Source organism: Nocardiopsis metallicus (genome assembly GCF_014201115.1).
GTDB lineage: Bacteria > Actinomycetota > Actinomycetes > Streptosporangiales > Streptosporangiaceae > Nocardiopsis > Nocardiopsis metallicus.
In genome coordinates, this window is sequence record NZ_JACHDO010000001.1 from 7,403,198 (window position 1) to 7,428,904 (window position 25,707).

The 25,707-nt window shown below is 69.0% G+C and carries 22 protein-coding genes and 1 pseudogene; 16 read left to right on the forward strand and 7 right to left on the reverse strand.

Annotated elements, in window-relative coordinates:
• Positions 1-11 precede the first annotated feature (11 nt).
• From HNR07_RS32595 to HNR07_RS32605, 3 genes are all read left to right on the forward strand, one after another.
• Entirely contained in the window at positions 12-1,232 is a 1,221-nt protein-coding gene (locus HNR07_RS32595) for a 3-hydroxyacyl-CoA dehydrogenase (RefSeq protein WP_184370439.1), read from the forward strand.
• A gap of 92 nt (positions 1,233-1,324) precedes the next feature.
• Positions 1,325-1,654: an ATP/GTP-binding protein gene (locus tag HNR07_RS32600; protein WP_184370442.1), complete on the forward strand. Its 330-nt coding sequence runs from the start codon at positions 1,325-1,327 to the stop codon at positions 1,652-1,654.
• Between the two features lie 24 nt (positions 1,655-1,678).
• On the forward strand, positions 1,679-2,410 hold the full coding sequence (locus tag HNR07_RS32605) for an alpha/beta hydrolase (protein ID WP_184370445.1): 732 nt from the start codon (positions 1,679-1,681) through the stop codon (positions 2,408-2,410).
• A 126-nt stretch (positions 2,411-2,536) separates the two neighbouring features.
• Here HNR07_RS32605 and HNR07_RS32610 read toward each other — a convergent pair whose 3' ends face one another.
• Both HNR07_RS32610 and HNR07_RS32615 read right to left on the reverse strand, forming a co-directional pair.
• Entirely contained in the window at positions 2,537-2,773 is a 237-nt protein-coding gene (locus HNR07_RS32610) for a DUF397 domain-containing protein (protein WP_184370448.1), read from the reverse strand.
• On the reverse strand, positions 2,770-3,633 hold the full coding sequence (locus HNR07_RS32615) for a helix-turn-helix domain-containing protein (RefSeq protein WP_184370451.1): 864 nt from the start codon (positions 3,631-3,633) through the stop codon (positions 2,770-2,772). Before HNR07_RS32615 ends, HNR07_RS32610 begins: the two co-directional genes overlap by 4 nt.
• Before the next feature lie 231 nt (positions 3,634-3,864).
• On the opposite strand from HNR07_RS32615, the gene HNR07_RS32620 reads away from it, so the two are divergent.
• Both HNR07_RS32620 and HNR07_RS32625 read left to right on the forward strand, forming a co-directional pair.
• Complete coding sequence (locus HNR07_RS32620) at positions 3,865-4,419, forward strand: ATP-binding protein (RefSeq protein ID WP_184370454.1); 555 nt, start codon at positions 3,865-3,867, stop codon at positions 4,417-4,419.
• 103 nt (positions 4,420-4,522) lie between these two features.
• Positions 4,523-4,843 (forward strand): hypothetical protein, encoded by a 321-nt coding sequence (locus HNR07_RS32625; RefSeq protein WP_184370457.1) that lies wholly within the window; start codon positions 4,523-4,525, stop codon positions 4,841-4,843.
• Positions 4,844-4,962: 119 nt separating this feature from the next.
• On the opposite strand, the gene HNR07_RS32630 is transcribed toward HNR07_RS32625, so the two are convergent.
• Both HNR07_RS32630 and mce read right to left on the reverse strand, forming a co-directional pair.
• Positions 4,963-6,267, reverse strand: a complete 1,305-nt coding sequence (locus tag HNR07_RS32630) for a DivIVA domain-containing protein (RefSeq protein WP_184370460.1) — start codon at positions 6,265-6,267, stop codon at positions 4,963-4,965.
• 423 nt (positions 6,268-6,690) lie between these two features.
• The gene (mce, locus tag HNR07_RS32635) at positions 6,691-7,149 is read right to left on the reverse strand and encodes a methylmalonyl-CoA epimerase (RefSeq protein WP_184370462.1); all 459 of its coding nucleotides are present in this window, start codon (positions 7,147-7,149) and stop codon (positions 6,691-6,693) included.
• Between the two features lie 85 nt (positions 7,150-7,234).
• On the opposite strand from mce, the gene HNR07_RS32640 reads away from it, so the two are divergent.
• Positions 7,235-8,422 (forward strand): acetyl-CoA C-acetyltransferase, encoded by a 1,188-nt coding sequence (locus HNR07_RS32640; protein ID WP_184370464.1) that lies wholly within the window; start codon positions 7,235-7,237, stop codon positions 8,420-8,422.
• A 115-nt stretch (positions 8,423-8,537) separates the two neighbouring features.
• On the forward strand, positions 8,538-9,497 hold the full coding sequence (meaB, locus tag HNR07_RS32645) for a methylmalonyl Co-A mutase-associated GTPase MeaB (protein ID WP_184370466.1): 960 nt from the start codon (positions 8,538-8,540) through the stop codon (positions 9,495-9,497).
• A 171-nt stretch (positions 9,498-9,668) separates the two neighbouring features.
• On the opposite strand, the gene HNR07_RS32650 is transcribed toward meaB, so the two are convergent.
• The gene (locus HNR07_RS32650; RefSeq protein ID WP_184370469.1) at positions 9,669-11,339 is read right to left on the reverse strand and encodes a glycosyl hydrolase family 18 protein; all 1,671 of its coding nucleotides are present in this window, start codon (positions 11,337-11,339) and stop codon (positions 9,669-9,671) included.
• A gap of 352 nt (positions 11,340-11,691) precedes the next feature.
• Positions 11,692-13,653: a glycoside hydrolase family 18 chitinase gene (locus HNR07_RS32655; RefSeq protein ID WP_184370471.1), complete on the reverse strand. Its 1,962-nt coding sequence runs from the start codon at positions 13,651-13,653 to the stop codon at positions 11,692-11,694.
• Positions 13,654-14,114: 461 nt separating this feature from the next.
• On the opposite strand from HNR07_RS32655, the gene HNR07_RS32660 reads away from it, so the two are divergent.
• The 9 genes and pseudogenes from HNR07_RS32660 (at position 14,115) to HNR07_RS32700 (ending at position 23,593) form a co-directional block, all read left to right on the forward strand.
• Positions 14,115-14,636 (forward strand): MarR family winged helix-turn-helix transcriptional regulator, encoded by a 522-nt coding sequence (locus HNR07_RS32660; protein WP_184373025.1) that lies wholly within the window; start codon positions 14,115-14,117, stop codon positions 14,634-14,636.
• A 77-nt stretch (positions 14,637-14,713) separates the two neighbouring features.
• Positions 14,714-16,444 carry an acyl-CoA mutase large subunit family protein gene (locus HNR07_RS32665; RefSeq protein ID WP_184370472.1) on the forward strand — a complete coding sequence of 577 codons (1,731 nt, stop codon included), beginning with the start codon at positions 14,714-14,716 and terminating at the stop codon, positions 16,442-16,444.
• A 73-nt stretch (positions 16,445-16,517) separates the two neighbouring features.
• The gene (locus HNR07_RS32670) at positions 16,518-17,417 is read left to right on the forward strand and encodes a transposase (protein WP_184370156.1); all 900 of its coding nucleotides are present in this window, start codon (positions 16,518-16,520) and stop codon (positions 17,415-17,417) included.
• Positions 17,418-17,501: 84 nt separating this feature from the next.
• Entirely contained in the window at positions 17,502-18,743 is a 1,242-nt protein-coding gene (locus tag HNR07_RS32675) for an IS701 family transposase (RefSeq protein ID WP_184364603.1), read from the forward strand.
• A 177-nt stretch (positions 18,744-18,920) separates the two neighbouring features.
• Positions 18,921-19,874 carry a tetratricopeptide repeat protein gene (locus HNR07_RS32680; RefSeq protein ID WP_184370475.1) on the forward strand — a complete coding sequence of 318 codons (954 nt, stop codon included), beginning with the start codon at positions 18,921-18,923 and terminating at the stop codon, positions 19,872-19,874.
• Between the two features lie 211 nt (positions 19,875-20,085).
• Positions 20,086-20,839 (forward strand): annotated as a pseudogene (locus HNR07_RS32685) (cytidylate kinase-like family protein).
• A gap of 398 nt (positions 20,840-21,237) precedes the next feature.
• Entirely contained in the window at positions 21,238-22,635 is a 1,398-nt protein-coding gene (locus tag HNR07_RS32690; protein WP_184370477.1) for an NAD-dependent malic enzyme, read from the forward strand.
• Positions 22,636-22,710: 75 nt separating this feature from the next.
• Positions 22,711-23,292 carry a YqgE/AlgH family protein gene (locus HNR07_RS32695; RefSeq protein ID WP_184370480.1) on the forward strand — a complete coding sequence of 194 codons (582 nt, stop codon included), beginning with the start codon at positions 22,711-22,713 and terminating at the stop codon, positions 23,290-23,292.
• Between the two features lie 58 nt (positions 23,293-23,350).
• Positions 23,351-23,593, forward strand: coding sequence for a DUF3039 domain-containing protein (locus HNR07_RS32700; RefSeq protein WP_026116563.1), 243 nt, complete (start codon positions 23,351-23,353; stop codon positions 23,591-23,593).
• 144 nt (positions 23,594-23,737) lie between these two features.
• Here HNR07_RS32700 and HNR07_RS32705 read toward each other — a convergent pair whose 3' ends face one another.
• Positions 23,738-25,681 carry an HtaA domain-containing protein gene (locus tag HNR07_RS32705; protein WP_184370483.1) on the reverse strand — a complete coding sequence of 648 codons (1,944 nt, stop codon included), beginning with the start codon at positions 25,679-25,681 and terminating at the stop codon, positions 23,738-23,740.
• Positions 25,682-25,707: the final 26 nt, after the last annotated feature.

Genomic DNA, 25,707 nt, shown 5'->3' on the forward strand with positions numbered 1-25,707 from the left:
AGGTGGGGCCCATGGTGCAGGAATTTGACAAGGTCGGCGTCGTAGGACTGGGCACGATGGGTGCGGGCATCGCTGAGGTGTTCGCTCGGGCCGGGTTCAACGTCGTCGGGGTCGAGATCGACCAGGCCGCCCTCGACCGCGGCCGTGGTCACGTGGACAAGTCCCTTTCGCGTGCGGTCAGCAAGGGCAAACTCACCGAGGAGGAGCGCTCGGCGATCGAGTCCCGCCTCACGTTCAGCACGTCCCGCGAGGACCTCTCGGACGCGGACTTCGTCATCGAGGCCGTCCCCGAGCGCATGGAGATCAAGCGCGACCTGTTCAGCGACCTCGACCGGATCTGCCCGCCCGGCACGATCCTGGCGACCAACACCTCATCGCTGTCGGTCACCGAGATCGCCGCGCTGACCGACCGCCCCGAGAAGGTCGTCGGTCTGCACTTCTTCAACCCGGCCCCGGTCATGAAGCTGGCCGAGGTCATCACCACCGTCTCCACCAGCCCCGAGACCGTCGACGTCGTCACCGAGGTCGCCAAGCGCATCGGCAAGACGCCGATCACGATCGGCGACCGCGGCGGCTTCGTCGCCAACGCGCTGCTGGTGCCCTACATCAACGACGGGATCCGCCTCTACGAGCGCGGGATCGCCACCCGTGAGGAGATCGACGAGTCCGTCAAGAAGGCCGCCGGTCTTCCGATGGGCCCGCTCACCCTCGCCGACCTGGTCGGCCTGGACATCTGCCTGGCCGTCATGGACGTGCTCTGGGAGGAGTTCCGCGATCCGCGCTACTCCGCCTCCCCGCTGCTGCGCCGCATGGTCACCGCGGGCCGTCTCGGCCGCAAGACCGGCCAGGGCTTCTACGGCGGCAGGGACGAGGCCCCCGAGCCCCCGCGCACCAGCCGCCTCGCCAAGATCGTGCGCGAGGAGGAGACCCTCGACCTGGGCGAGATGCTCATCGCGCCGCAGATCGACGACGCCATGCGCATGATCGGCGACGGCTACGCCAGTGCCAAGGACGTCGACACCGCCATGCGGTTCGGCTGCGGCTACCCGAAGGGCCCGACCGAGCTCCTGGAGGAGCGAGGCGCGGAGAGCGTCATCACCACCCTGGTGGCGATGGGCGAGTACAGCCTCACCAGCGTCCTGGTGCCCGCCCCGCTGCTCATGGACATGCTCCCCGACGCCGAGGAGGACTCCTCCCACGGCGGTGGCGGCGGCTGCGCCTGCCACGGCTGAGGGTTCTCCTCGCTCTCCGAGTGACCGGTGGCCGCCGTCACACCCTCGTGGTGTGACGGCGGCCACTGTCTGTTTTCTCCTACCCTTGAAGGGTGAGCCCGCGCCGTAACAGCCCCCGCCGCAAAGCCGCCCGGGGCAACAACGCCCCCGGTGGTCCCCCCGACGAGGACGCCCTCATGCTGCGCGTCACCGGAGGGCAGCGCAGAGAGACGGGTTCGGACGGTGAGTGGGTGACCCGCCGGATCTCCGGCGCCGCCGCCACCAAGGTCTACCGCTGCCCCGGCTGCGCCCAGGAGATCCCCACGGGCATGCCCCACGTCGTCGCCTGGCGCCCCTACGGCGACGGCGGCGACCGGCGCCACTGGCACTCCTCCTGCTGGGAGCGGCGTTCCCAGCGCTCTCCCAGGTCTCCCAGACACTGACCCGGACCATACGGAAGAGGAGTCATGCAGATCCGAGCCACCACGGTGCTGCCCGCCGTGCGACGACCCGTCACGCTGCACACCGCCGACGGTCTGGAACTGATCGGGGAGCTCGCCCTCCCCGAAGGCCGCAAGCCCGCCGCCACCATCATCTGCCTGCACCCGCTGCCCACCGCCGAGGGCATGATGGACAGCCACGTGATGCGCAAGGCGTCCTTCCGGCTGCCCGCGCTGGCCAACATCGCGGTGCTGCGCTTCAACACGCGCGGGACCACCTCCCGCCACGGCACCAGCGAGGGCGAGTTCGGCGAGGGGGAGACCGAGAAGCACGACGTCCTCGCCGCCATCGAGTTCACCGAGTTCGAGGACCTGCCCGAACCCTGGCTGCTGGGCTGGTCCTTCGGTACCGAGCTCGCCCTCAAGTGGGGCTGCGACCCGCAGGTCCAGGGGGCGCTGCTGCTGTCCCCGCCGCTGCACCGCGCCGGTGAGGCGGACATGAGGGTGTGGGCGGACTCGGGCAAGCCGGTCGTGGCACTGGTCCCCGAACACGACGACTACCTCAGGCCAGAGGAGGCCCGCGAACGCTTCGCGCCGCTCAGCCAGGCCGAGATCATCGGCGTGGACGGAGCCAAGCACCTGTGGGTCGGTGAGCCCTACGTGCGCCGCGTCCTCGACGAGATCGTCAAGGTGGTCAACCCCGAGGCCTACCCGCTGCCGACGGAGTGGGACGGCCCGTGGGAGAAGGACACGGCCTGATCGTGCCTGATCCTGCTTGATTGTGGCTGGTCCCGGCTGAGCCGGGTTACCGGCGACGAAGCCCGGCAGCGACCTGAAGGTGGTCGCGGCCGGGCTTCGTTCTTTGGCGGGTCTTCGGGGTGAGGGCTACGTGAGAGCGGTGGTGAGGAAGGACGCCCACTCGCTCTTGGGGAAGGGCAGGTGACCGGCGTCGGGGTGCTTCGAGTCCCGGAGGGCGGCACCCCCGGGGAGCGAGCCGACCTCGACGCAGTTCTGGTCCCGGCCGCTGTGGGTGCTCTTCCGGAAGGTAGTGGGGATCTGAGCAACCTCTACACAGTTGACATCCTGCGCGCTGTAGCTGCTCTTCCGGAACTCCAGGATCATTCGCTTTCGCTTTCTATCGATGCTTTGACGCCAGCGATGAGCCGCATTGACGCTGTTGACGATAGCGCTGCCCCCTGCACGTTACTGAAGGAGACGTTGAAGTGGTCGATGTCGCTTGCCTGATCCAAGTACAGGCCGTCAGCCGCTGTGCTTGCGTAGACGATCGAGGGGTCCCGAGGCTCTGGGAAGTCCAAGATGGTGAACGCTCCCGCCATGCCCAGGTGTGCGCCGCTGGTGAAGGGGAGGATCTGGATGTCAATGTTGTGGCGCAGCGCCAGGTGCTCAAGGTGCTCCAGTTGCTCTGTCATGATGCTGCGGTCCCCCACGATACGCCGCAGTACCGCCTCATCGATCACGGCGGTCACATGAGGAGCTCTGACCTGCGACAGAATTTGCTGGCGTGCGATTCTGGCCTCAACCTGACGTGCGATACCGGTGTCATTGGTGGCTCGACCGCCCTTGAAGACCTCTTCTGCGTATTCGGGGGTCTGAAACAGTCCCGGCATTACTTGTGCCTCATAAGTACGCAAAGCGGACGCCTCGGCCTCGAAGTCGGGAAGGGTGTGCTCGCTGAAGACGTCCTTGTAGCGAGACCACCAGCCCTTCATCTTGGACTCGGCTGAAAGACGGTGTAGAGCCTCGCGCTTTTCCTGGTCAACCTGGTAGAGGTCTGCCAACGCGTCCAGGTCACGGGTCCGTGTTCGGCGAGACTCGGCGGTTTCGATCTTTCCCACGGTTGCCCGTGGGACCCCCGAGCCTTTGGCGGCTTCATCCAGGGTCAGGCCGTGCTCTTCGCGGAGGCGGCGCAGCTCGAAGCCCAGTCGCCTGCGTCGGATGGTGGGGCTGTATGGCCGGTGCATATGGGACAACCTAGCAAATTGTTCGCCGATTCTCAGTTATGCGTTGACAACTGAGAATCGCAGTTACAAGATGAAGTTGTAGCCAGGACGAGTGCACCATCAGAATCCTCAGGTTCTTACTGGTCAGGCTATGCCCAGCCCGTTCCGTGCGTCGTGGGTTCACGAAATTTCCAACGGGCGAGCTTCCCCCACCCCTGTTCGTGCTTTGTCATGCCAAGGAGTGTGTTCGTTATGCCCACGTTCGCCCCCGAACTCGCGCGGAGCGAGGTCACGGTCCCGTTGGCCAGCTTCATCAAGCCCTACTGCGCGCACTACTTCTCCGGGGGCATGGAGGGGGCCTACTTCCGTAAGCGTCAGCACAGCTTCCCCGGGAACGCGTCCCTGCTCCCCCTGGTTCGGATGTTCCTGAGCACCTGCGGGGCGGATCAGTCCACCGACTACCGCCACCTCTTCACCCTCCTGGGTGCCGAGCTGGCCAACAACGCGGTCGCCCACTCGCGCTCCAGTGAGTTCGGGGCTACCTACACCCTCGTGGTCGAGCGCACCAGCGACGGAATGCTTCTGACCTGCCGGGACCAGGGCAGTCTGCGACCGGTCCCGCACGGGCCGCTGGTCCCGCACCCGGGCGGGCTCGACCTCGACTCGGAGGCGGGGCGGGGGCTGGCCATGGTCGACGCCCTCTCCACCCGCTGGGGCGACAACGGGCACCCGGAGTACCGGAGCGTCTGGTTCTTCCTCGCCTATGACCTGAGCGAGAGCCGCTGGAACAGCCTTGAGAAGTCCTGAGAAGTACTGCGAACGCAAGAGGGCTCAGGAGACGCTGCCACGTCTTCTGAGCCCCACAATCCCTGATTTCCACGCTCTGAAAAGTAAGAAAGCAGGATCAACGATGAATCCTATCCCCATGCCCCGGGCCTCGCAGGAGAACCGCGTGATCGGCGCTACCTGTCCCGCCTGCGCGCACCGTTCCTGCCGGGCCTGCCGGGCGCAGGGCCTGCCCCGCCTGGGCGGCCACCGCGCCGAGTTCTCCACCGAGCACACCCGGGCCGCGCTCCTCCAGCAGCGGTACCGGAACCTGATCATCTACTTCGGTGAGTCCACCCAGTCCTACTGGGTCGCCTCCAGCGGCGGCCTGTACGAGGCGGGGGACTGGGACAACCTGCTCGCCCACCTGTGGGCCCGCGACCAGGTCCGCCGCCCTTTCCGCTGAACCGCGCGACCCATCCTCCTCTCGCCATGACGAAGGGCCCGGCCCCTGGGATCCACCGAGTGAATCCTGGGGCCGGGCCCTTCGTCGTGTCGGAACGACTCAGCCGGGACGGCCGGTCGTTACTCCTGCCACCAGTCCTCGTCGTCGGAGCCCTTGCCGGAGTGGGCCGGCTGCTTGGGCTCCTCCGCCGCGGGCATGGCGGGGGCGGCCGGAGCCGCCGGGGCCTCCTGCTGGATCGCGGCGGGCGCGGGGGCAGCGGGCGCGGCCGGAGCCGCCGGGGCGCCGCCACCGCCGAGCAGCTGGCGCAGCTGCTGGAGGTGCGACTGGATGCTGTCCCGCTGGCGGTTGAGCTCGTCGACCTCCTTCTTGGCGGCCGTCAGGATGCGGTTGGCCTCGGACTTGGCGTCGCTGAGCTGGTGCTCGGCCTTGGACTTGGCCTCGGCCTCGATCTGGCCAGCGTTCTTCTTGGCGTTGCTGACCAGCTGCTTGGCGTGGTTCTCGGCGTCGCGGCGGGTCTGCTCGGCCTGCTGGCTGGCGTTGGTCGCGCGCTGCTCGGCGCTGGCGGCGCGCTCCTCGGCCTCGTTGACCATCTTCTGCGTGGCGGCCTGGGCGGCGGCCAGGCGCTCGGCGTCCTGGCGCTCGGCCTCGGCGCGGCGGTCGGCCAGCTGGAGCTCGAACTGGTCCTCGGTCTCGGTGCGGCGCGCCTCGGACTCGGCGAAAGCACGCTCGGCGTTCTTGCGCAGCTCCTCGGCCTGGCTCTTGGCCGACTGGATCGTCTCGTCGCGCTCGCGCTTGGCGGCGGCGCGGGCCTGGGCGCACTCGCGCTCGGTGGTGGTCCGCAGCTTGGCGATCTCACCCTCGAAGGTGGCGCGCTTCTCGGCGATCTCGTGGTCGACGGCCGAACGCTTCTTCTGCACCTCGCGCTCGGTGGTCGAGGCCAGCTCGTCGGCCTCGCGGCGGGCGGTGGTGCTGATCTCCTCGGCCTCGGCCTCGGCGGCCTGGCGCTGCTCGTCGGCCTCGCGCTGGGCGAGGGTGCGCACCTCGGTGGCTTCCGATTCGGCGGCGGCGCGCATCTCGGCGGCCTCGATCTGAGCGGCCGAACGGATGTCGTTGGCGTCGATCTGGGCGCTCTGGACCAGCTCGTTGGCCTGCTCCTCGGCCAGGCGCAGCAGTTCCTCGATACGCGAGCCCAGACCGGAGTAGGAGGGGCGCTCCCGCTCCTGGAGCTGACGGTTCTTGGCGTTCAGCTCGTTCTTGGCCTTTTCGAGCTGCTTGTTGGACTGCTTGACCTCGTTGCGCAGGCCGTCCAGGTAGTCCTGCACCTGGGTGCGGTCAAAGCCACGCAGCACCACGTCGAACTCGGGCGGAGTGTTGTCTTCGTCGAAGATGTTGTTGAGCTGGGTGTCAATGTTGTTTGACGACATGTGGCGGAATCCTGAACGGGTGCGAGACGGCTACTTGCGAACTTGCCAGGGGCAGACAGGAGGGCGGCTGCTGTGCCCCCGGTGGACGGGTTGTGCCCGGGAAGTGCGGGCCGAGGCGCAGGCGGATTGGTGCGACGGGCTCTCGAGCGGCCCTGACCGCCTCCGACGGTCGTCCCGGTGCGGTGGGCACGTGCGGGTACGACTGGCCCGGCTCACTGACCGGACTGCAAGACATGGACCAACGCCGGAAGAAAAGCACATCCGGCAGCTAGCCGACTTTATCAAGCGTGGAACCCCTGGGAAGGGGGTTTCGGGTAACTTCCGGTGGGGTCTATGGTCAGCCGCACCGGTGGAACTCAAGCTGTGATGTGTCCGGAACGTCCCCGTGACGTGAATCGGGCGAATCACGCCTTCGGCGTGTCCCTAGTGGGTGCTTTGTACCAACTCGGTGAGAACGCCGCCACAGTCCTTGGGGTGCAGAAAGACGATCTGCGAACCCGCTGTGCCGGTGCGCGGCTCGGCGTCCAGCACCCGCACCCCGCGCTCGCCGATCCCGTTCGCGCTCGCGGCCACGTCACCGGTGCCGAACGCGATGTGGTGCACGCCCTCGCCGTTGCGGGCCAGGAACTTCGCGACGGGGGAATCCTCCCGAGTCGGCTCCAGCAGTTGCAGATAGGTGGCGCCGCCGTCGTCCGTGCCGTTGATCCGGAGCATCGCCTCGCGGACGCCCTGCTCCTCGTTGACCTCCTCGTGCTCCACCTCGAAGCCGTACGTGCTCCGGTAGAACTCGATGGACGCGTCGAGGTCGTGGCAGGCGATCCCCACGTGGTCCAACCGGCTCAGACCGGAGAACGGGCCGGTGGGGCTGGGTGCGTCACTCACTGGCGAACCTCCCGAACTTCGATGTGATGTGTGTGGGTATCGTTGCAGACCAGGTGCGTCACCCATCACTTGGAGGCCAGTTAAGATGCCCGGTTCCGTCATCGTCGGTGGGGCTCGTACCCCCACCGGCCGACTCCTCGGCTCCCTCGCCGGGTTCTCCGCCGCAGACCTGGGCGGCTTCGCGATCAAGGCCGCGCTGGAGCGCGCCGGCATCAGCGGCGAACAGGTCGGATACGTGGTCATGGGACAGGTGCTGCAGGCGGGCGCCGGTCAGATCCCCTCCCGCCAGGCCGCCGTCAAGGCGGGCATCCCCATGGACGTCCCGTCCGTGACCATCAACAAGGTCTGCCTGTCCGGCCTGGACGCCATCGCCCTGGCCGACCAGCTCGTGCGCGCGGGCGAGTTCGACATCGTGGTCGCGGGCGGAATGGAGTCCATGACCAACGCCCCGCACCTGCTGCCCAAGTCGCGACAGGGCTACAAGTACGGCTCCATCGAGGTCCTGGACGCCACGGCGCACGACGGCCTCACCGACGCCTTCGAGGGCGACTCCATGGGCGCCTCCACCGAGCGCCACAACAGCAAGCTCGGCATCGAGCGCCCCGAGCAGGACGCGTTCGCCGCCCGCTCCCACCAGCGCGCCGCCGCCGCTGCCGAGAAGGGCCTGTTCGACGAGGAGATCGTCCCCGTCGAGATCCCGCAGCGCAAGGGCGACCCCGTCGGCTTCTCCGCCGACGAGGGCATCCGCCCCGGTACCACCGCCGAGAGCCTGGGCAAGCTCCGCCCGGCCTTCGACCGCGAGGGCACCATCACCGCGGGTTCCTCCTCGCAGATCTCCGACGGCGCCGCCGCGGTGGTCGTGATGAGCCGCGCCAAGGCCGAGGAGCTCGGCGCCCCGATCCTCGCCGAGATCGGCGCGCACGGGAACGTGGCGGGCCCGGACAACTCGCTGCACTCCCAGCCCTCCAACGCCATCAAGCACGCGCTGGCCAAGGCGGGCAAGGAGATCGGCGACCTCGACCTCATCGAGATCAACGAGGCCTTCGCCGCGGTCGGCATCCAGTCCACCAAGGACCTCGGGGTCTCGGAGGACATCGTCAACGTCAACGGCGGCGCCATCGCGATCGGTCACCCGATCGGCGCCTCCGGCGCGCGCATCGCCCTGCACCTGATCCACGAGCTCGGCCGCCGTGGCGGCGGGCTCGGCGCGGCCGCCCTGTGCGGTGGCGGCGGGCAGGGCGACGCCCTGCTGTTCACGGTGCCTGCCAAGTAGTTCGCGCAGGGGCGCCGGTGCCTGCCGACGCCGAGTCGTACCTGGTAGAACACAGGGGCGAGGGCCACAAGCCCTCGCCCCTCCTCTTCTCCGCCCGTCACAATCGAGGAGTCGCATGAACGCCCCCCAGCTGGTCGAACGGGTTCGCGGGGGTGACCGCCGGGCGCTGGCCCGCGCGATCACCCTGGTCGAGAACGGTGCCGCCGAACTGCGCGAGATCATGGCGGGGCTGGCGCTCCACACCGGCCGGGCCCGCGTGGTCGGGTTCACCGGGTCGCCCGGGGTCGGCAAGTCCACCACCACCAACGCCGTGGTGCGCGCGGTGCGGGCCAAGGGCCTGACCGTCGCGGTCCTGGCGGTCGACCCCTCCTCGCCCTTCACCGGCGGTGCCCTGCTCGGCGACCGGGTTCGGATGCAGGAGCACGCCACCGACCCGGGCGTGTACATCAGGTCCATGGCCAACCGCGGGCACCTGGGCGGGCTCTCCTGGGCCACCCCGCACGCGCTGCGGGTGCTGGACGCGGCCGGGTTCGACGTGATCCTGGTGGAGACCGTCGGCGTGGGCCAGGCCGAGGTGGAGATCGCCGGTCAGGCGGACACGACCGTCGTGCTGTGCGCTCCCGGCATGGGCGACTCGGTGCAGGCGGCCAAGGCCGGGGTGCTGGAGGTCGCCGACGTGTTCGCGGTGAACAAGGCCGACCGCGACGGCGCCAAGGTCACCCTGCGCGAGCTGCGCCAGATGGTCGCGATGAAGGACCGCGACGAGGCGGAGTGGAAACCGCCGATCGTCATGACGGTCGCCGCCAAGGACGAGGGCGTCGACGAGCTCTGGGGGCGGGTCGAGGACCACTACGCCCACCTGGAGGAGTCCGGCGAGCTCGCGACCAGGCGTCGCGAACGCGCCCGCCACGAGGTACAGGCGATCGTGCTGGACCTGCTGCGCGCCCGGATGGGCGGGGTGGGCGCGGACAGCGGTCTGGACGGCCTGGCCGGGGAGGTCGCGGCGGGGGAGCGCGACCCCTACGCCGCCGCCGACCTGCTACTGAAGGAACTGGGCGCCGACCCGGGAGCCTAGTCCGGGCCAGCGCCGTTCCGGTGTGGAGACACTGCCTTCGACACAAAGGCGGCCGGGGCGGACCGTCGCACGTCGGTCCGTCCCGGCCTTGGCGGCGGTGCTCCCCGGATCAGAGCACCGACGCCGCTGGTTCCCGCTCCGGCCGAGGCCGGAGACGGGGGTCTGTGGGCGCTACTTCCCCAGCGCCGCGTCGATGGCGCTCAGCAGACTGCCCTCGGCGTCGTCGCCGTCGATGGACCAGATCATGACCCCGCCCAGACCGTTGTCGGTCACCCAGTCGGTCTTCTGGGTCATGGAGACCTCGTCGTCGAAGGTCCAGAAGGTCTCACCGTCGTAGAGCCAGGCGGTGCCGAGGTCGTCGTCGCGGTAGAGGTCGAAGCCGGAGAGCTCCTTGAGGTTGCGGTAATCCTCGGTGCCGTCGGCGTAGGTGCCCGGCGCCGGGCCCTGGGCGGGCTGGAAGAGCCCGTCGCCCTCGGGGCCGGGCTCCACGCCAGTCCAGCCCTGGCTGTAGAAGGGCACGCCCAGCACGATCTTCTCCGGGTCGACCCCGCGGTCCAGGTAGGCCTGCACGGTGGTCTGCGTGGAGATCACGTCGCCCGGGTCGCGCGGGTCCGGGGCCAGGTTGGACTGGTGGTTGGTGACGCTCTCCCAGGTGCCGTGGTAGTCGTAGCCCTGCACCGTGATGAAGTCGAAGTTCGGCATGATCTCGTCCAGCTCGTAGCCGGTGTCGATCCGCCAGGGGCCGGCGGGCATGAACGAGCTGAGCTCGAAGTGGCGGCCGGTCTCCTCGCCGAGCTCGTCGAGCTGGTCGCGGAACTCCTGGACCAGGGCGGTGAAGTTCTCCTTGTCCTCGGGACGGACGACGTTGTGCGGGTTGCCGTCGGAGGCGGGCCACTCCCAGTCGAGGTCGATGCCGTCGAAGACGCCGTAGCCGACGCCCTCGCCGCCCGCGCCGTCGATCAGCGGCAGGTCGCCCTTCAGGTAAAGGTCGACGCAGGAGCGGACGAAGCGCTCGCGGGACTCGGCGGTGAGCGCGGCGTCGGAGAAGTGTTCCGACCAGTTCCAGCCGCCCAGCGAGACGCTGACGAGCAGGTTCGGGTACTGCTCCTTCAGCTTGCGCAGCTGGTTGAAGTTGCCGCGCAGGGGCTGGTTCGGGCCGTCGGCGGCGCCGTCGACGCTCTCCGAGGCGGGGACGACCCGGCCGTAGTCGGCCTGCGCGTCGCCCTGCTCGGGCTCGTTGGTCATGAAGCACTCGCCGTCGGCGCTGACGTTGCCGAACGCGTAGTTGATGTGCGTCAGCTTCTCGGCGCTGCCGGAGTCGATGAGGTCGCGGACCTGGTAGCCGCGCTCCTCGACGCCCCACTGGGTGAAGTAGGCGACGCTGAGGTCTCCGTGCTGGAGGCCCTGGTGGGGCTCACCGGCACAGGGGGAGCCCTGGATGGTGCAGTTGAGCAGGTGGCTGTTGCCGTCGGTGTGGATCCCGTTGAAGCCGAACTCGTAGGTGCCCCCGGCGGGGATCGTGGCGCCCCAGTGCGGCGGGGTCACGGTGTAGCCGTCCTCGGCGGAGCCCTCCAGGGTGGCGTTCCACAGCTGGTGGACGCCGCTGCCCTCGGGGAGGTCGAACTCCAGGGTCCAGTCGGACAGCTCCGTGCCCGAGGCGTTGTGGACGGTGATCTCGCCGGTGTAGCCGGTGTTCCAGCGGGCGGACTCCACGTAGGTGACCCGGAGGTCGGCGGCGTCGGCCTCCTCCGCGGTCACGGGTGGCGCGAAGAGGGCGATCGGCGCCACCACTACGGCGGCGGCCACCACCGCGAGGCGGTTTCTGAGTCGTCGTGAGCTCACGTCGCGAGTCTCCTGTGGGGGGCGGAGTCAGAGTCAGGGGCCTGAGCGCTTCTCGCTGCCCTGACGTGGGGGGATAAATTTTTAGGAAACTTAACTAATAATTAGAGGCGGCGTCAACGCCCTGCGGGGAAGTTTCTTCGCCGGATCTCGGGTTTTCACGATGGCGCCCCGCCCTTCCAGTGGATCTGCCGAGTTGGCGGACTGGACCAGTGGCCTGAGCCCGGAACTGTCCCCTTGCGGCCATCAGAGGGCCTTGACTTCGGACGGCTTGAGGGATAGGAGCCCCGACCGAAGTGGTCGGGGCTCCGGTTTCTCATGTGGTCGATGACGCGGGGGAGGCGGTGTGAGCGGTCTAGCCGCCGAGGGCGGCGTCCACGGCGGCCATCAGGCTGCCGTCCGCGTCGTCGCCGTCGATGGACCAGATCATGACCCCGCCCAGGCCGTTGTCCACGGCCCAGTCGGTCTTCTGCGTCAGGGCGATCTCGTCGTCGTAGGTCCAGAACGTGTTGCCGTCGTACAGCCAGGCCGTACCGAGGTCGTTGTCACGGTACAGCTCGAAGCCGGGCAGGTCCTTGACGACCTTCCAGTCCTCGATGCCCGGCTCGTAGCTGCCGGGAGCGGGACCGGTGCCGTCCTGGAAGAGGCCGTCACCGTTGGGTCCGGCCGGGACCCCCGTCCAGCCGCGGCTGTAGAAGGGCAGGCCCAGCACCATGTCGGCCGGGTCGACCCCGCGGTCCAGGTAGGCCTGGATGGTGGTGTCGGTGGCGAAGACGTTCGGCCCCGGGTCGTCGGGGTGCTCGAGCAGGTTGGACTGGTGGTTGGTGGTGTCCTCCCAGGCCCCGTGGTAGTCGTAGCCCTGGATGGTGACGAAGTCGAAGTTGGGCATGAGCTGGTCCATCTCGAAGCCCAGCTCGATCTTCTCCGGGTCGGCGGGCAGGAAGGCCGTGAGCTCGAAGTCGCGCCCCGTTTCGGCCTCCAGGTCGTCGAGCTGGTCACGGAACTCCTGGACCAGGGCGGTGAAGTTCTCCTTGTCCTCGGGGCGCACCACGTTGTGCTCGTGGCCGGAGGAGGCGGGCCACTCCCAGTCGAGGTCGATGCCGTCGAAGACGCCCTTGGCCGATCCGGGGCCGCCCGCGCCGTCGAAGATGGGCAGGTTGCCCTTCAGGTACAGGTCGATGCAGGAGCTGACCATGCGCTCGCGGGACTCGGGGGTGAGCGCGGCGTCGGAGAAGTGCTGGGACCACGTCCAGCCGCCCAGCGAGATGTTGACCTTCAGGTCCGGGTGCAGTTCCTTGAGCTTGCGGAGCTGGTTGAAGTTGCCGCGCAGGTCCTGGCTCCACACGTCCCCGACCCCGTCCACGCTCTGGGCGGCGTTGAAGGAACGGCCGTAGTCGGCCCAGGCGTCTCCCTGGCCCAGCTGGTTGGCCATGAAGCACTCACCGCCGGCGTTGACGTTGCCGAAGGCGTAGTTGATGTGGGTGAGCTTCTCGGCGGTGCCCGACGTCTCCAGGTTGTTCACCAGGTAGCCGCGGTCGTAGATGCCCCACTGGGTGAAGTAGGCGACCCGCAGGTCCTCGTTCGGGTCGATGGGCCCACCGCCGTCGCCCTCCTCCGTGGTGACGGTGACCGGTTCGCTCTCCGGGCCGCGGTTGTTGGAGGTGTCGTAGGCGCGGACGGTGAAGGTGTACTCGGTCTCGGCGGCCAGGCCGCTGACGGTGGCGCTCAGGGTCTGGGCGCCGACCGCGCGGACCACCTCGTCGTCGGAGATCACCTCGTACCCGGCCACGGCGACGTTGTCGGTCGCCGCGCCCCAGGACAGGGAGACGGCACTGGCGGTGACCCCGGTGACGGTCAGGTCGCCGGGAGCCGTGGGCGGTTCCTCGTCCGGATCGCCGGGCTCGCCCGAGCAGGGGCTGCCGTTCACGGTGCAGTCCTGCGGGATGGTCTCGCCGCCGGTGTGCGCACCGTTCCAGCCGATGGAGTAGCTGCCTCCGGCGGGAACGGTGGCTCCCCACGAGGGCGGGGTGACGGTGTGGACGCCGCCGGAGACCGAGTGGGAGGCGTTCCACAGACTGGTGATGGTGCTGCCCTGGGGGAGGGTGAACCGGACGGTCCAGTCGGACAGCGGTGCGTCGGAGGCGTTGTCGATGGTGAGCTGGCCGCCGTAGCCGCTCTCCCAGCGCCCGGACTCCACGTAGGTGACCGTGACGTCCGAGGTGTCGGCGGAGGCGGGGGCGGCGAACAGCGCGAGCGGGATGACGAGTAGCGCGGCGAACAGTGCCGCGAGCGGGTTTCTGATGCGTGGGGTTCTCACGTTGTGAGGTCTCCTGGTGCGTGAGCGGCAGTGGGGGAGGGGTGCCGACCGTCGGCGAGAGGATGCCGACAGCGGGGTTCGGGTGCACAGGGACATGGCCGCGGACGCGGGGGCGGTGAGCGGGACCGGCGGGGGCGCTGAGTCATCTCGAAGCCTCTGACATGGGGAATTAAATTTTTAGGAAACTTAACTAATAGTTTCTGGGCTCGTCAATGAGCTCCACCGGGCTTTTTTCACGTGTGCCTCGTGTTCGACCCGTGTGAGGTGCGCTACCAGCGGCGTTTCCGAGGTGGGGGTGCGGACCAGTCGCCTCGGCGGGCTTCTGTCCCCTTGTGGCCATGGAAAGCTCTTGACGAGGAGGTGTTGATGTGCGTGGAAGGCGTTTTCGAAGCCCGGTCCCGAACACGGGCGCCGTTCGGCGTCCGCGGAACACGGCCTAGAGTGACGGCGTGGGAAACCCTTTGAACCTTCCGTTCGACCCGATCGAGCGCGCTCACGACAACTGGAGTCAGAGATGGGGTGCCTCGCCCGCCATGGCGGCGGTCACCTCCCTCATGCGCGCGCAGCAGATCCTCATCGGCGAGCTGGACGGTGCCCTCAAGCCGTTCGGTCTGACCTTCGCCCGGTACGAAGCCCTGGTCCTGCTCACCTTCAGCTCCTCCGGCTCGCTGCCGCTGGGCAAGATCGGTGAGCGCCTGATGGTGCACCCCACCAGCGTCACCAACACCATCGACCGGTTGGAGGGGCAGGGCCTGGTGCTCCGCCGCCCCAATCCGAGCGACGGCCGCGGCGTGCTGGCGGAGATCACCGGCGCCGGACGCGAGGTCACCGAGGAGGCCACCCAGGCGCTCCTGGGCATGGACTTCGGCCTGGGCTGCTACTCCGACGAGGAACTCTGGCGCATGCACGAGATGTTCACCCGGTTGCGGGTGGACTTCGGTGACTTCCCCGCCCCGGTCGCCGGGGCAGCAGAAGGGCGCTGACCAGGGGCGGTCCGGGCGCGCAGGCGCCACGGGCGCCTCTTCTGTACATATTTAGTTGGACGTCCTACTATCTTGGTATGGCGAACACCACAGGAGACCCCACCAACGGCGGCGGGGCCCACCGCATCGAGGCCGGACGCGACCGCTGGCAGCGCCGCTACGACTCGGCGCGCAAGCGCGACGCCGACTTCACCACGCTGTCCGGGCGGACCCTCGAACCCGCCTACGGCCCCCGGCCCGGCGCCGAGGTCCCCGGCTTCGAGCGGATCGGCTGGCCCGGCGAGTACCCCTACACCCGCGGCCTCTACCCCACCGGCTACCGAGGCCGCGCCTGGACCATCCGCCAGTTCGCCGGCTTCGGCAACGCCAGGCAGACCAACGAGCGCTACAAGATGATCCTCGCCCAGGGCGGCGGCGGGCTCTCGGTCGCCTTCGACATGCCCACCCTCATGGGCTACGACTCCGACTCCGCGCAGGCCCTCGGCGAGGTCGGCCACTGCGGCGTGGCCATCGACTCGGTCGCCGACATGGACCTGCTCTTCGACGGCATCCCCCTCGGCGAGACCACCACGTCCATGACCATCAGCGGACCGGCCATCCCGGCCTTCTGCATGTACCTGGTCGCCGCCGAGCGCCAGGGCGTGGACATCGGCGGCCTCAACGGCACGCTCCAGACCGACATCTTCAAGGAGTACATCGCCCAGAAGGAGTGGCTGTACCCGCCCGAACCCCACCTGCGCCTCATCGGCGACCTGATGGAGTACTGCGCCGAGCACATCCCCGCCTTCAAGCCGCTCTCCGTCTCCGGCTACCACATCCGCGAGGCCGGGGCCACGGCCGCGCAGGAGCTGGCCTACACCCTGGCCGACGGGTTCGGCTACGTGGAGCTCGGCCTGTCCAGAGGCATGGACATCGACCGCTTCGCGCCCGGTCTGTCCTTCTTCTTCGACGCCCACATCGACTTCTTCGAGGAGATCGCCAAGTTCCGCGCCGCCCGCCGCATCTGGGCCCGCTGGATCCGCGACACCTACGGGGCCAAGACCGAGAAGGCCCAGTGGCTGCGGTTCCACACCCAGACCGCCGGGGTCTCCCTCACCGCCCAGCAGCCCTACAACAACGTCGTGCGCACCGCCGTCGAAGCGCTCTCCGCGGTGCTCGGAGGCACCAACTCCCTGCACACCAACGCCCTCGACGAGACCCTGGCGCTGCCCACCGAGCAGTCCGCCGAGATCGCCCTGCGCACCCAGCAGGTCCTGATGGAGGAGACCGGCGTCGTCAACGTCGCCGACCCCCTCGGCGGCTCCTGGTACGTGGAGGCCCTCACCGACGAGATCGAGGCCGAGGCCGAGCGGATCTTCGAGCACATCCTCCAGATGGGCGGGGGAGCGGACGCCGAACACCGCATCGGCCCGATGACCTCCGGCATCCTCGCCGGGATCGAGAACGGCTACTTCAGCTCCGAGATCGCCGAATCCGCCTTCCAGTACCAGCAGGCACTGGAGAAGGGCGACAAGCGCATCGTCGGCGTCAACTGCCACACCGAGACCGTCTCCGGCGAGCTGGACATCCTCAAGATCAGCCACGAGGTCGAGCACGAGCAGAAGCGCGTCCTGGCCGAACGCCGCTCCGCCCGCGACACCGGCACCGTCGACCGCGCCCTGGCCCGCCTCCTCGAGGGCGTGCGCGCCGACGACGGCAACCTCATCCCGCTCATCATGGACGCCGCCCGCGCCGAGGCCACCCTCGGCGAGATCTGCGCCACGATGGGTCAGGAGTTCGGCACCTACACGGAGGACCCGCAGTTCTGATGTTCGCCTAGATCGTTGATGGGAGTTTTCTGGAACTCCTGCGCCCATGACGAAGGGCGTCAAGGATCGGTGTGTGACGACCAACCTTGACGCCCTTCTGACCGCACTCTACGTCCATCTGGACGACCACGTCCTGCCTTCGCGTGAACAACCCCGCAAACGCGGCCCCAAAAGGCTGCTCACCGACGCAGAACTCGTGTGCGTGGCCATCGCGCAAGTCCTGCTGCGCCATGACTCAGAGCGCCACTGGCTGCGCGCCGCACCGGCCCGGATCGGCCACCTCTTCCCCCGCCTGCCCGGCCAGTCCGAGTACAACCGCCACCTGCGTGATCTGGCACCGGCCCTGTTCACAGCAGCGATGTGGTTGGCCAGGGCCGTGCCTACCTGGTGGGAGCGGCTGCGGTTGATGGACGGCACCCCGCTGCGCTGCGGTGCTTCGCGCACCACGGTCAACCGCTCGATGCTGGGCGAGATCGCCGGATATGGACGCGATGTCTCCCACCACGCTTTCTACTGGGGCGCCAAGCTCATGCTCATCACCACTACCGAGGGAGCGGTGTGCGCGTTCAGCCTGGCTCATCCCAAAGAGCTGGACGAGCGTGCTCAGGCCCTGCACCTGCTGCACGTTCAGGCCTGCGCTCCCGGGCCGGGCCCGATCGTGTGTGACAAGGGCTTCGCCGGAGCCAAGATCGAGGCTGATGCGGCTGAGCTGGGTTATCTACTCATCCGCCCGATCCGCGAGGATGAGCCCGAACCCGAGGTGGAGGTGTTCCCGTCCTGGCTGCGTCAACGCGTTGAGGCGGTGATCTGGACGTTGAAGAACCAGCTGGGGTTGGAGCGCCACGCGGCCCGCACCACGGAAGGGTTGTGGGCGCGCACCTGTCAGAGGATTTGCGCGCTCAACGCCGCGATCTGGCACAACTGGTTGATCGGTGCCCCGGTCAAGCGGTCCCTGATCGCCTACGACCACTGACCAGGACACCAAACCCCCATCAACGATCTAGTAGTACTTTGTTAAGTACCTGATTTTCCAGCGTGGCTCCGCCATGATGGACGGGTGGACCTGGACGCTGTGGAAGAACTCCGCGAAGACCTCGACGCTTTCTGCGCCGAGGTCTTCGCCTCCATCCCTCGCCGTGATAGCCGTCAGTGGGGCGGGTGTTACCTGCGTGGACTGATGCTGGACGGACGCCGTAAGTCCATCCAACCCATGGCCGAACGGCTCCCTGACGGCAATATGCAGGCATTGCAGCAGTTCGTGGCCTCCTCCCCCTGGGAGCACACCCCGGTCCGGCGTCGGATCGCCACCAAGGTGAGCCAGGCCATCAACCCCGATGCGTGGGTGATCGACGACACCTCCTTTCCCAAGGCCGGGAACCACTCAGCGGGGGCGGTGCGCCAGTGGTGCGGTGCTTTGGGCAAGAAGTCGTTGTGCCAGGTGGGGGTGAGCCTGCACGCGGTCACCGACGCCGCCTCGGTCCCCTTGGACTGGCGGTTGTTCCTGCCCAAGGAGTGGGCTGATCCGGCCGATGCCCGCCGAGCCAAGACCGGCATCCCCGACGGAGTGGGGCATCGGGAGAAATGGCGTCTGGCCCTGGACATGATCGACCAGGCCCGCTCCTGGGGGCTCCAGGACCAGGTAGTAGTGGCCGACGCGGGATACGGGCAAAACCACGCTTTCCGCGAGGGGCTGGCCGAGCGTGGTTTGGACTACGTGGTCGCGGTGCGTGAAGACGTCAACGCCCACCCCGGCCAGGCGGTTCCCCACCTCCCTGAACGGCGCAAAGGCAGGGGATGCCCGCCTCAGCCGCGCTACCGCACCCCGGCCCGCTCGCTTAAGGAGCTGGCTCTGGAACAGGGGCGTGGTGCGTTGCGGCGGTGCACTTGGCGGCAGGGGTCTCGTGGATCGATGCGGGGCCGGTTCCTGGTCATGGCGGTGCGTCCCGCTGGGGCCGCAGCTCACAAGGCCGCACTGGAGAAAGCGGGCGGCCGGTCGGGGTGGGACGGGGTGTTGCCGCCCGAGACGCTGATCGCTGAATGGCCGCCCCATCACGAAGCCCCGACTGATTACTGGTTGTCCAGTCTGCCCGCGGACACCGTGTTGCGGCACCTGGTGCGTCTGGCCAAGATCCGGTGGCGCATCGAGCACGACTACCGCGAGCTCAAGCACGGTTTGGGGTTGGATCACTACGAGGGGCGGACCTGGCGGGGCTGGCACCACCACGTCACCCTGGTCACCGCTGCTCAGGCCTTCCTCACCCTGCGAAGACTCGACCCAAAAACGCAGACGTCGGTCTGAGTCTGTACCAGGTCCTGGAGGCGCTCCAGGGGGTGCTGCTGTGCTGGACCGGCGTGTGTTCCACCTGCCAACGGCCACTCGCACAGCAGCACCCACCCGACACGAGTTAACAAAGTACTACTAGGGCTTCCCCGGGGCGGTCCTCGCGCCGTCCCGGGATGCGGCAGGATAGGGAACATGCAGCCTTCGGACTTTTCACCGAACAGTGCGGTTGACCTCGGGGCGCGCAAGGCGGCCTTGGAGCGTGAGGCCAAGCAGCGCGCCGAGGAGTCGGCCGGTCGATCCAACCCCTACTCCGTCAACGCCGACGAGTCCAACTTCCAGCAGGTACTGGAGCGGTCGATGGCCGCCCCGGTCGTGCTGGCGGTGCTGGCGAGCTGGTCCGAGCAGTCCAAGCAGGTCGAGGCGGTCCTCGACAAGCTTTCCCAGGGCTCCGGCGGAAACTGGCTCCTGGCCAAGGTGGACAGCGACGCCAGCCCGCAGCTGGTGCAGGCGCTCCGGGTCTCCGGTACCCCCACGATCATCATCGCCGTGCAGGGCCAGGTCATGCCCCTGATGCAGGGTCCGGCCACCGAGGATCAGCTGCGCGAGGCCCTGACGCAGGTCTTCGGCGCGCTCGCCCAGCAGGGCATGCTGCCCCCCGGGCACCCCGGCACGGTGGACGGCGACCCCTCCGCGGCGCCGGAGGAGGACTTCGGCGGTGAGTCCGAGCCCGAGGCGGACCCGATCAGCGCGCAGGCCCAGGAGGCCCTGGAGCGCGGTGACTTCGAGGCCGCCGCGGCCGTCTTCGAGAAGGCGCTCGAGGCCGACCCGAAAAACGGCGACCTGCGGGCCAAGCTCGCCCAGATCCGGTTGATCGGCCGCCTCCAGGACGTGGACGGACCCGCCGTGCGACAGGCCGCGGCCGACAACCCGGCGGACGTGGACGCGCAGATCACCGTCGCCGACATCGACATGTACGGCGGCAAGTTCGATGACGCCTTCGACCGGCTCATCCAGACGGTCAAGCAGACCGCTGACGAGGACCGCGACCGGGTGCGCGAGCACCTGATCTCCCTCTTCGAGCTGTTGCCCGCGGGCGACCCGAGGGTGAACGCGGCCCGCCGCAAGCTCACCTCGGCGCTGTTCTGACCGGTGCTGGTCTGAGCCCTATCATCCAGGCCCCGGAACGACCAGGTTGATTCCGGTTGTTCCGGGGTGCTTTATCCCATCTCATGCCCATGAGTGGGAAAACAGCACGTATTTACTGGTTTGAAGATGACGGGGATAGGGACCCGTTCACCGGGTACAAGATGCGCAACAGCGGGCCACCGGCCCGCACGGCGACCCCGGCAGGTGCCCCATGGCGACGAATGAAGCACCACGCGCGCACGGCGGCGAACCCGTGGTCACGATCTCGGCCACCTTCGGTGCCGGGGGGAGCGTGGTCGGCCCCGCCGTCGCCGCCCGGCTGCACGTCCCCTTCCTCAACCGGGCGGTGCCCCTTCCTCAACCGGGCGGTGCCCAGTGCTGTGGCGGCCGAGATCGGCTGCTCCCTGGACGAGGTCCTCCAGCGCGACGACCGCGCCCCCGGCGGGCTCGAACGGCTCCTGTCCAGCGCGGCCCGCCTGCCCACCGTCACGCTGGGCAGTGTGGACACCGCCTTCATCGGCACCACCAACGACGAGGGCCGGCTCCTCTACGACCACGAGTTCGTCGAGCAGACCGAACGCGTCATCCGCGACGTCGCCCGCGACGGCGGGGTGATCCTGGGCCGGGCCGCCGCGGTGGTTCTGGCCGACCACCCGGGCGCACTGCACGTGCGGCTGGACGGAGACCGGGAGGCCCGGCTGCGCAGGGCGCGGCAGCTGTGGGACACGGGCGACCGGGAGGAGTGCGGCGGCCACGGCTGGGGGACCGACCCGCCCACGCTGCGGCTGCTGGACGACAACGACCGGGCCCGTGCCTCCTACGTGCGCCGTTTCTACCGCGCGGACCCGGCCGACCCGGACCACTACCACCTGGTGATCGACTCCACCGCCCTCTCCACCGACGCCTGCGCCGACGTCGTGGTGCGCGCGGCGACCGACCGGGCTCAGGGTGCGAGGGGCGGATAGAACCCGACAGGCACCCGGCGGACACCGAACCTTAGTGGGAATTTATGCGATTTTTTCCCAAAGCGTTAATTGTCACCTTGTGCTGACGATACCTGCTTGACTCGGGTAAGGTGAGGCGACTCGGTCGTGGGCTCCAGGTACCGCCCCCGCCCGCTGGCCGAGGCCCGTACCGGAGACCCGATGACAGGGTGTTCCAGGGCGGGACGCGCAACCGTCACGGACCCGGGTCCGATCGGCGCGCAGGCGCCGACGAGCTTCCACCGGGCCAGGCCACGGAGTGCAGGCCGTTCGCCCGACCACCCGGTGGAAGAGTCCCGACGTCGGTCCGTACGTCCACGGGAGGGGCCGCCGGTGTGCCCCGCGGACGCATGACATCAGCAAAAGCCAAGGAGCAATACGTGGCCACCCTTCCCAGCGTTTCGTACTCCATCACCGTCCGACTCGAACTGGACGCCGGAGGCAGCGCTGTCGGCAGTCTCACCAACGCGGTGGAGCAGGTCGGCGGCATGATCACCGCCCTGGACGTGGCGGCCGCTGGGCACGAGCGCATCCGCATCGACGTCACCTGCGCCGCCCGCGACACCGAGCACGCCCAGGCCATCGTCGACGCCCTCGGCGGGGTCGAGGGGGTCGTGGTCCACAAGGTCAGCGACCGCACCTTCCTCATGCACCTCGGCGGCAAGATCGAGATGAAGTCCAAGGTGCCGCTGCGCAACCGCGACGAGCTCTCCATGGCCTACACCCCCGGTGTGGCCCGAGTCTCCCAGGCCATCGCTGCCAACAAGGACGACGCCCGCCGCCTGACCATCAAGCGCAACAGCGTCGCCGTGGTCACCGACGGCTCGGCGGTGCTGGGCCTGGGCAACATCGGCCCCGAGGCCGCCATGCCCGTCATGGAGGGCAAAGCGGCCCTGTTCAAACGTTTCGCCGACATCGACGCCTGGCCCATCGCCCTGGACACCCAGGACGTGGACGAGATCGTCCGCACCGTCCAGCTGATCGCCCCGGGCTTCGGCGGCATCAACCTGGAGGACATCTCCGCTCCGCGCTGTTTCGAGGTCGAGGCCCGCCTGCGCGAGCTGCTGGACGTCCCCGTCTTCCACGACGACCAGCACGGCACCGCGATCGTCGTGCTCGCCGCCCTGCGCAACGCCCTGCGCGTGGTGAACAAGAAGCTGTCCGAGGTCCGCATCGCCATGTCCGGCGCGGGAGCGGCCGGTACCGCCATCCTCAAGCTGCTGATGCACGCCGGTGCGCGCGACGTCATCGTCAGTGACGTCCACGGCGCCGTACACACGGGCCGCGAGAACCTGGACAGCAACCTGCGCTGGATCGCGGAGAACACCAACCCCCAGGGCTACAGCGGCGACCTCAAGGGTTCGGTGGCCGGGGCCGACGTCTTCATCGGCGTCTCCGCCCCGAACGTGCTCTCGGGCGAGGACATCGCCGAGATGAACGAGGACTCGATCATCTTCGCGCTGGCCAACCCCGACCCCGAGGTCGACCCCGAGGTCGCGCACCTGCACGCGGGCGTGGTCGCGACCGGCCGCAGCGACTACCCGAACCAGATCAACAACGTGCTGGTCTTCCCCGGGTTCTTCCGCGGCCTGCTGGACGCCCAGAGCCACCACGTCACCTCCGACATGATGGTCGCCGCCGCCGAGGCCCTGGCCGACGTGGTCACCGAGGACGAGCTGGGCCCGAACTACATCATCCCGAGCGTCTTCCACTCCGACCTGTCCCACCACGTGGCCACCGCCGTGCGCGAGGTCGCCCAGCGCGGCCAGGCCGAGTAACGGACGAACAGGGGATTTTGGGGAGATCGTGCCGAGGGGGCGACCACCGGCGGGTTTTCCGGGTAAGGATCGACCATGGACCAGTCGACTCTGACCGGGCGCCTGCTGGTGGCCGCCCCCCTTCTCCAGGAGGACACCTTCCGTCGCTCCGTGGTCTTCGTCGTGGACGACGCCGACGACGGCACCCTGGGGGTGATCCTCAACCGTCCGCTGCAACTCCCGGTGGACGAGGTGGTGACGGACTGGGGCGCCTACGCGAGCGCGCCCGCCGTGATGTTCTCCGGCGGGCCGGTGGGCACCGACTCCGGGCTCGCCCTCGGCGCCGCCGCCCCGGAAGACGCGCCGCTGGGCTGGGCCCCGTTGGAGGGGGCCGACCCGGGACCGGCACTGGCCGGGGTCGGGATGGTGGACCTGGACGCCCCCACCGAGGTCCTCGGCGCCTCCCTGAGTGCCCTGCGCGTGTTCGCGGGCTACGCCGGATGGAGCGCCGGGCAGCTGGAGGGCGAGATCGGGGACGGCGCCTGGTTCGTGGTCGACGCCCTCGCCGACGACCTCTTCGGCGGCTCCCCGGAAACCCTCTGGTCACGGGTGCTGCGTCGGCAGGGGGGTGAGTTGGCCCTGTTGTCGACCTATCCTGACGATCCCACCATGAACTGATGGGGTGGAGCGCGACACCCTATACCGTGGAACGCAGACGTTGAAAGGTGTGAGGACGATGGCGATGGATGTCCTGAACAAGGTTCTTCCCGATAGCGAGACCCGGCCGGATATCTCGCACGACGACGGTGACCGGGAACGGTTCGCCCACTACGTGCAGAAGGACAAGATCACCCAGAGCGCGGTGACCGGCGACCCGGTGATCGCCCTGTGCGGCAAGGTCTGGGTGCCCAACCGCGACCCGAAGAAGTTCCCCGTGTGCCCGGACTGCAAGCGCACCTACGAGGAGATGATGAAGTAACGACCTCGCGGTCGAACGGCCCCTCGGCCGTACGCGAAAGGCCTTGACCCAACCCTTCCGGGTGAGCCAAGGCCTTTGTCGTGTCCGGTGCGGGGGCCGGGAGCCCGGCCCCGGGAGCCGAGCCCCCGGGGCCGGAGCGGAGGATCAGACCTGCGCGCCCTCTTCGGCGCCCGCGCGACGGCGGGCGGCGACCAGAGCGGTACCGCCCGCGGCCACGGCCACCGCGGCGGCGGCCAGCAGGCCGGTCAGGGCCACACCGGTGTTGGGCAGACCGGGCTTGCCGCCGCCCTCACCCGGGCCGGGGGTCGGCTTGCCGTCGCCGTCACCCGGGCCGGGGGTCGGCTTGCCGTCGCCGTCACCCGGGCCGGGGGTCGGCTTGTCGTCGCCGCCACCGGGGTTGCCGGTGCCGCCGCCGGGAACCTGGACGTTCTCGTCCACGCTCACGGTCAGGGTGATCGGGTCGAGCTGCTCGCCCGCGGCGTAGAAGTCGGCGAAGGCGGGGACGCCGTCAGCGGTCAGAGCGGCCGGGATCGGGTCCCAGGACAGGACGCCCTCGGCCAGCTCGTACTCCACACCGGACAGGTCCAGGTCGGCGAAGGCCACGTCCTCGTAGGTGACGAGCTCCTCGCTGCTCAGGGACTTGCTCACCACGTCGGCGTAGAGGGTGCCACCTGCGCCCTCGATTTCGACCCGCGGGTCGGAGACGGTCATGTACAGCAGCGGGTCGGCGCCGCCGTAGACGTGGCCCTCGAAGAGCACGGTGCCGCCGAAGTCGATCTGGGCGACGGACTCGTCCAGGTTCACGGTGCCGCTGCCGTCGGTGAAGGCGAAGGTGCCGTCGTCGTTCTTGCTGGCGCCGTCGCTGGTGCGGATCTCGCCCTTGGCGATGTTGCCCACGATGTAGTTGCGGAAGGACTCCTTCACGCCCCAGTCGGCGCGGCCGTTGTGCACGGTCAGGTCGCCCTCGGGGGTCTCGCCGTCGCCGTCGCCGTCGCCGTCCTGGGTGGCGAAGGAGACCGGGGTCCACACGTCCTGGTCGCGGTTGGCCAGGTCGTGGCGGTCGTTGAAGACCGCGACGTAGCACTGGTCCTCGACGCAGTCGTAGGCGTTTCCGCTCTTGTCGAAGGCCCCCACGACGTCGAGGTCGGTGCTGAACGTGCCGTCCGCGGCGGGGGCGGAGCCGTCGCGCAGCCACACGCCGCTGCCGTACCAGTGGGCGGGGTGGGAACTGTCCGACTGGGCGATGCCGGTCAGGGCGACGTAGATGCCCGCGCCGGGGCGGAAGCCGGTGCCGTCGACCTGGACGACCTGACCCTCGGGGTCGAGCTCGGTGGTCTGGCTGACCCGGACCTGGGGGTTGTGGACCGGCTCTTCGGGGTCCGTGGGGTCGGTCGGGTCCGTGCCCTCGACGGCCAGGGTGCTGAAGGAGAACGGGTCCATCGCCTCGCCGGCGCCGTAGAAGCTCGCGAACGGCTCCACGGCGTCGGCGTGCATGGTGCCCGCGGCGGAGGTGAAGACGATCTCGTCGCCCTCGACCTCCACCTCGGCGCCGGTCAGCTCGGTGACCGCGACCTCGCCGTAGGAGATGAGCTCGCCCGGGGGCAGTGCCGGGTTGGCGCCCTTGAACTCGCGGCTGGTGATGTCGGCGTAGACCGTGGCCGAACCCGCGCCGTCGAACTCCACGCGGGGATCGTTGAGGCGGATCTCCAGGACCGGGCCCTGGCCGTAGTCGTGGCCGGTGAAGACCACTCCTCCGGAGAAGCTCACCTCGCCGGAGGAGTCCTCCTTGGAGACCGAGCCCTCCGCGGTGGGGAAGGCCAGGGTTCCGTCGGCGTTGACGGAGGCACCGTCGACCGCCTCGTAGCCGCCGCCCGCGATGGGACCGGAGACGTAGTTGCGGAAGGACTGCTTGACACCCCAGGCGGCGGAGCCGCCTTCGACGGAGACGGGGGCCTCGTCGGCCAGGGCCGGTGCGGCGCCCAGGGCGAGCGAGGCGCCCAGGGCGGCCGCTCCCGCCAGGGCGGTGAGGGAGCGCAGCTGTCGGGGTCTGCCCGTGGCCGCGCCCTGACGGCTGGTGGTGGTGTTCATGAGATGGGTGTTCCTGTTCGTGTCGG

Excerpts from the sequence above, each read along its gene's own strand:
- HNR07_RS32680 (WP_184370475.1), top strand. The coding sequence starts at position 18,921 with ATGCAGCCTTCGGACTTTTCACCGAACAGTGCGGTTGACCTCGGGGCG.
- HNR07_RS32615 (WP_184370451.1), bottom strand. The coding sequence starts at position 3,633 with ATGCACCGGCCATACAGCCCCACCATCCGACGCAGGCGACTGGGCTTC.
- HNR07_RS32665 (WP_184370472.1), top strand. The coding sequence starts at position 14,714 with ATGGCGAACACCACAGGAGACCCCACCAACGGCGGCGGGGCCCACCGC.
- HNR07_RS32695 (WP_184370480.1), top strand. The coding sequence starts at position 22,711 with ATGGACCAGTCGACTCTGACCGGGCGCCTGCTGGTGGCCGCCCCCCTT.
- HNR07_RS32620 (WP_184370454.1), top strand. The coding sequence starts at position 3,865 with ATGCCCACGTTCGCCCCCGAACTCGCGCGGAGCGAGGTCACGGTCCCG.
- HNR07_RS32630 (WP_184370460.1), bottom strand. The coding sequence starts at position 6,267 with ATGTCGTCAAACAACATTGACACCCAGCTCAACAACATCTTCGACGAA.
- HNR07_RS32610 (WP_184370448.1), bottom strand. The coding sequence starts at position 2,773 with ATGATCCTGGAGTTCCGGAAGAGCAGCTACAGCGCGCAGGATGTCAAC.
- HNR07_RS32705 (WP_184370483.1), bottom strand. The coding sequence starts at position 25,681 with ATGAACACCACCACCAGCCGTCAGGGCGCGGCCACGGGCAGACCCCGA.
- HNR07_RS32605 (WP_184370445.1), top strand. The coding sequence starts at position 1,679 with ATGCAGATCCGAGCCACCACGGTGCTGCCCGCCGTGCGACGACCCGTC.
- meaB (WP_184370466.1), top strand. The coding sequence starts at position 8,538 with ATGAACGCCCCCCAGCTGGTCGAACGGGTTCGCGGGGGTGACCGCCGG.
- HNR07_RS32640 (WP_184370464.1), top strand. The coding sequence starts at position 7,235 with ATGCCCGGTTCCGTCATCGTCGGTGGGGCTCGTACCCCCACCGGCCGA.
- HNR07_RS32700 (WP_026116563.1), top strand. The coding sequence starts at position 23,351 with ATGGCGATGGATGTCCTGAACAAGGTTCTTCCCGATAGCGAGACCCGG.
- HNR07_RS32625 (WP_184370457.1), top strand. The coding sequence starts at position 4,523 with ATGAATCCTATCCCCATGCCCCGGGCCTCGCAGGAGAACCGCGTGATC.
- HNR07_RS32595 (WP_184370439.1), top strand. The coding sequence starts at position 12 with ATGGTGCAGGAATTTGACAAGGTCGGCGTCGTAGGACTGGGCACGATG.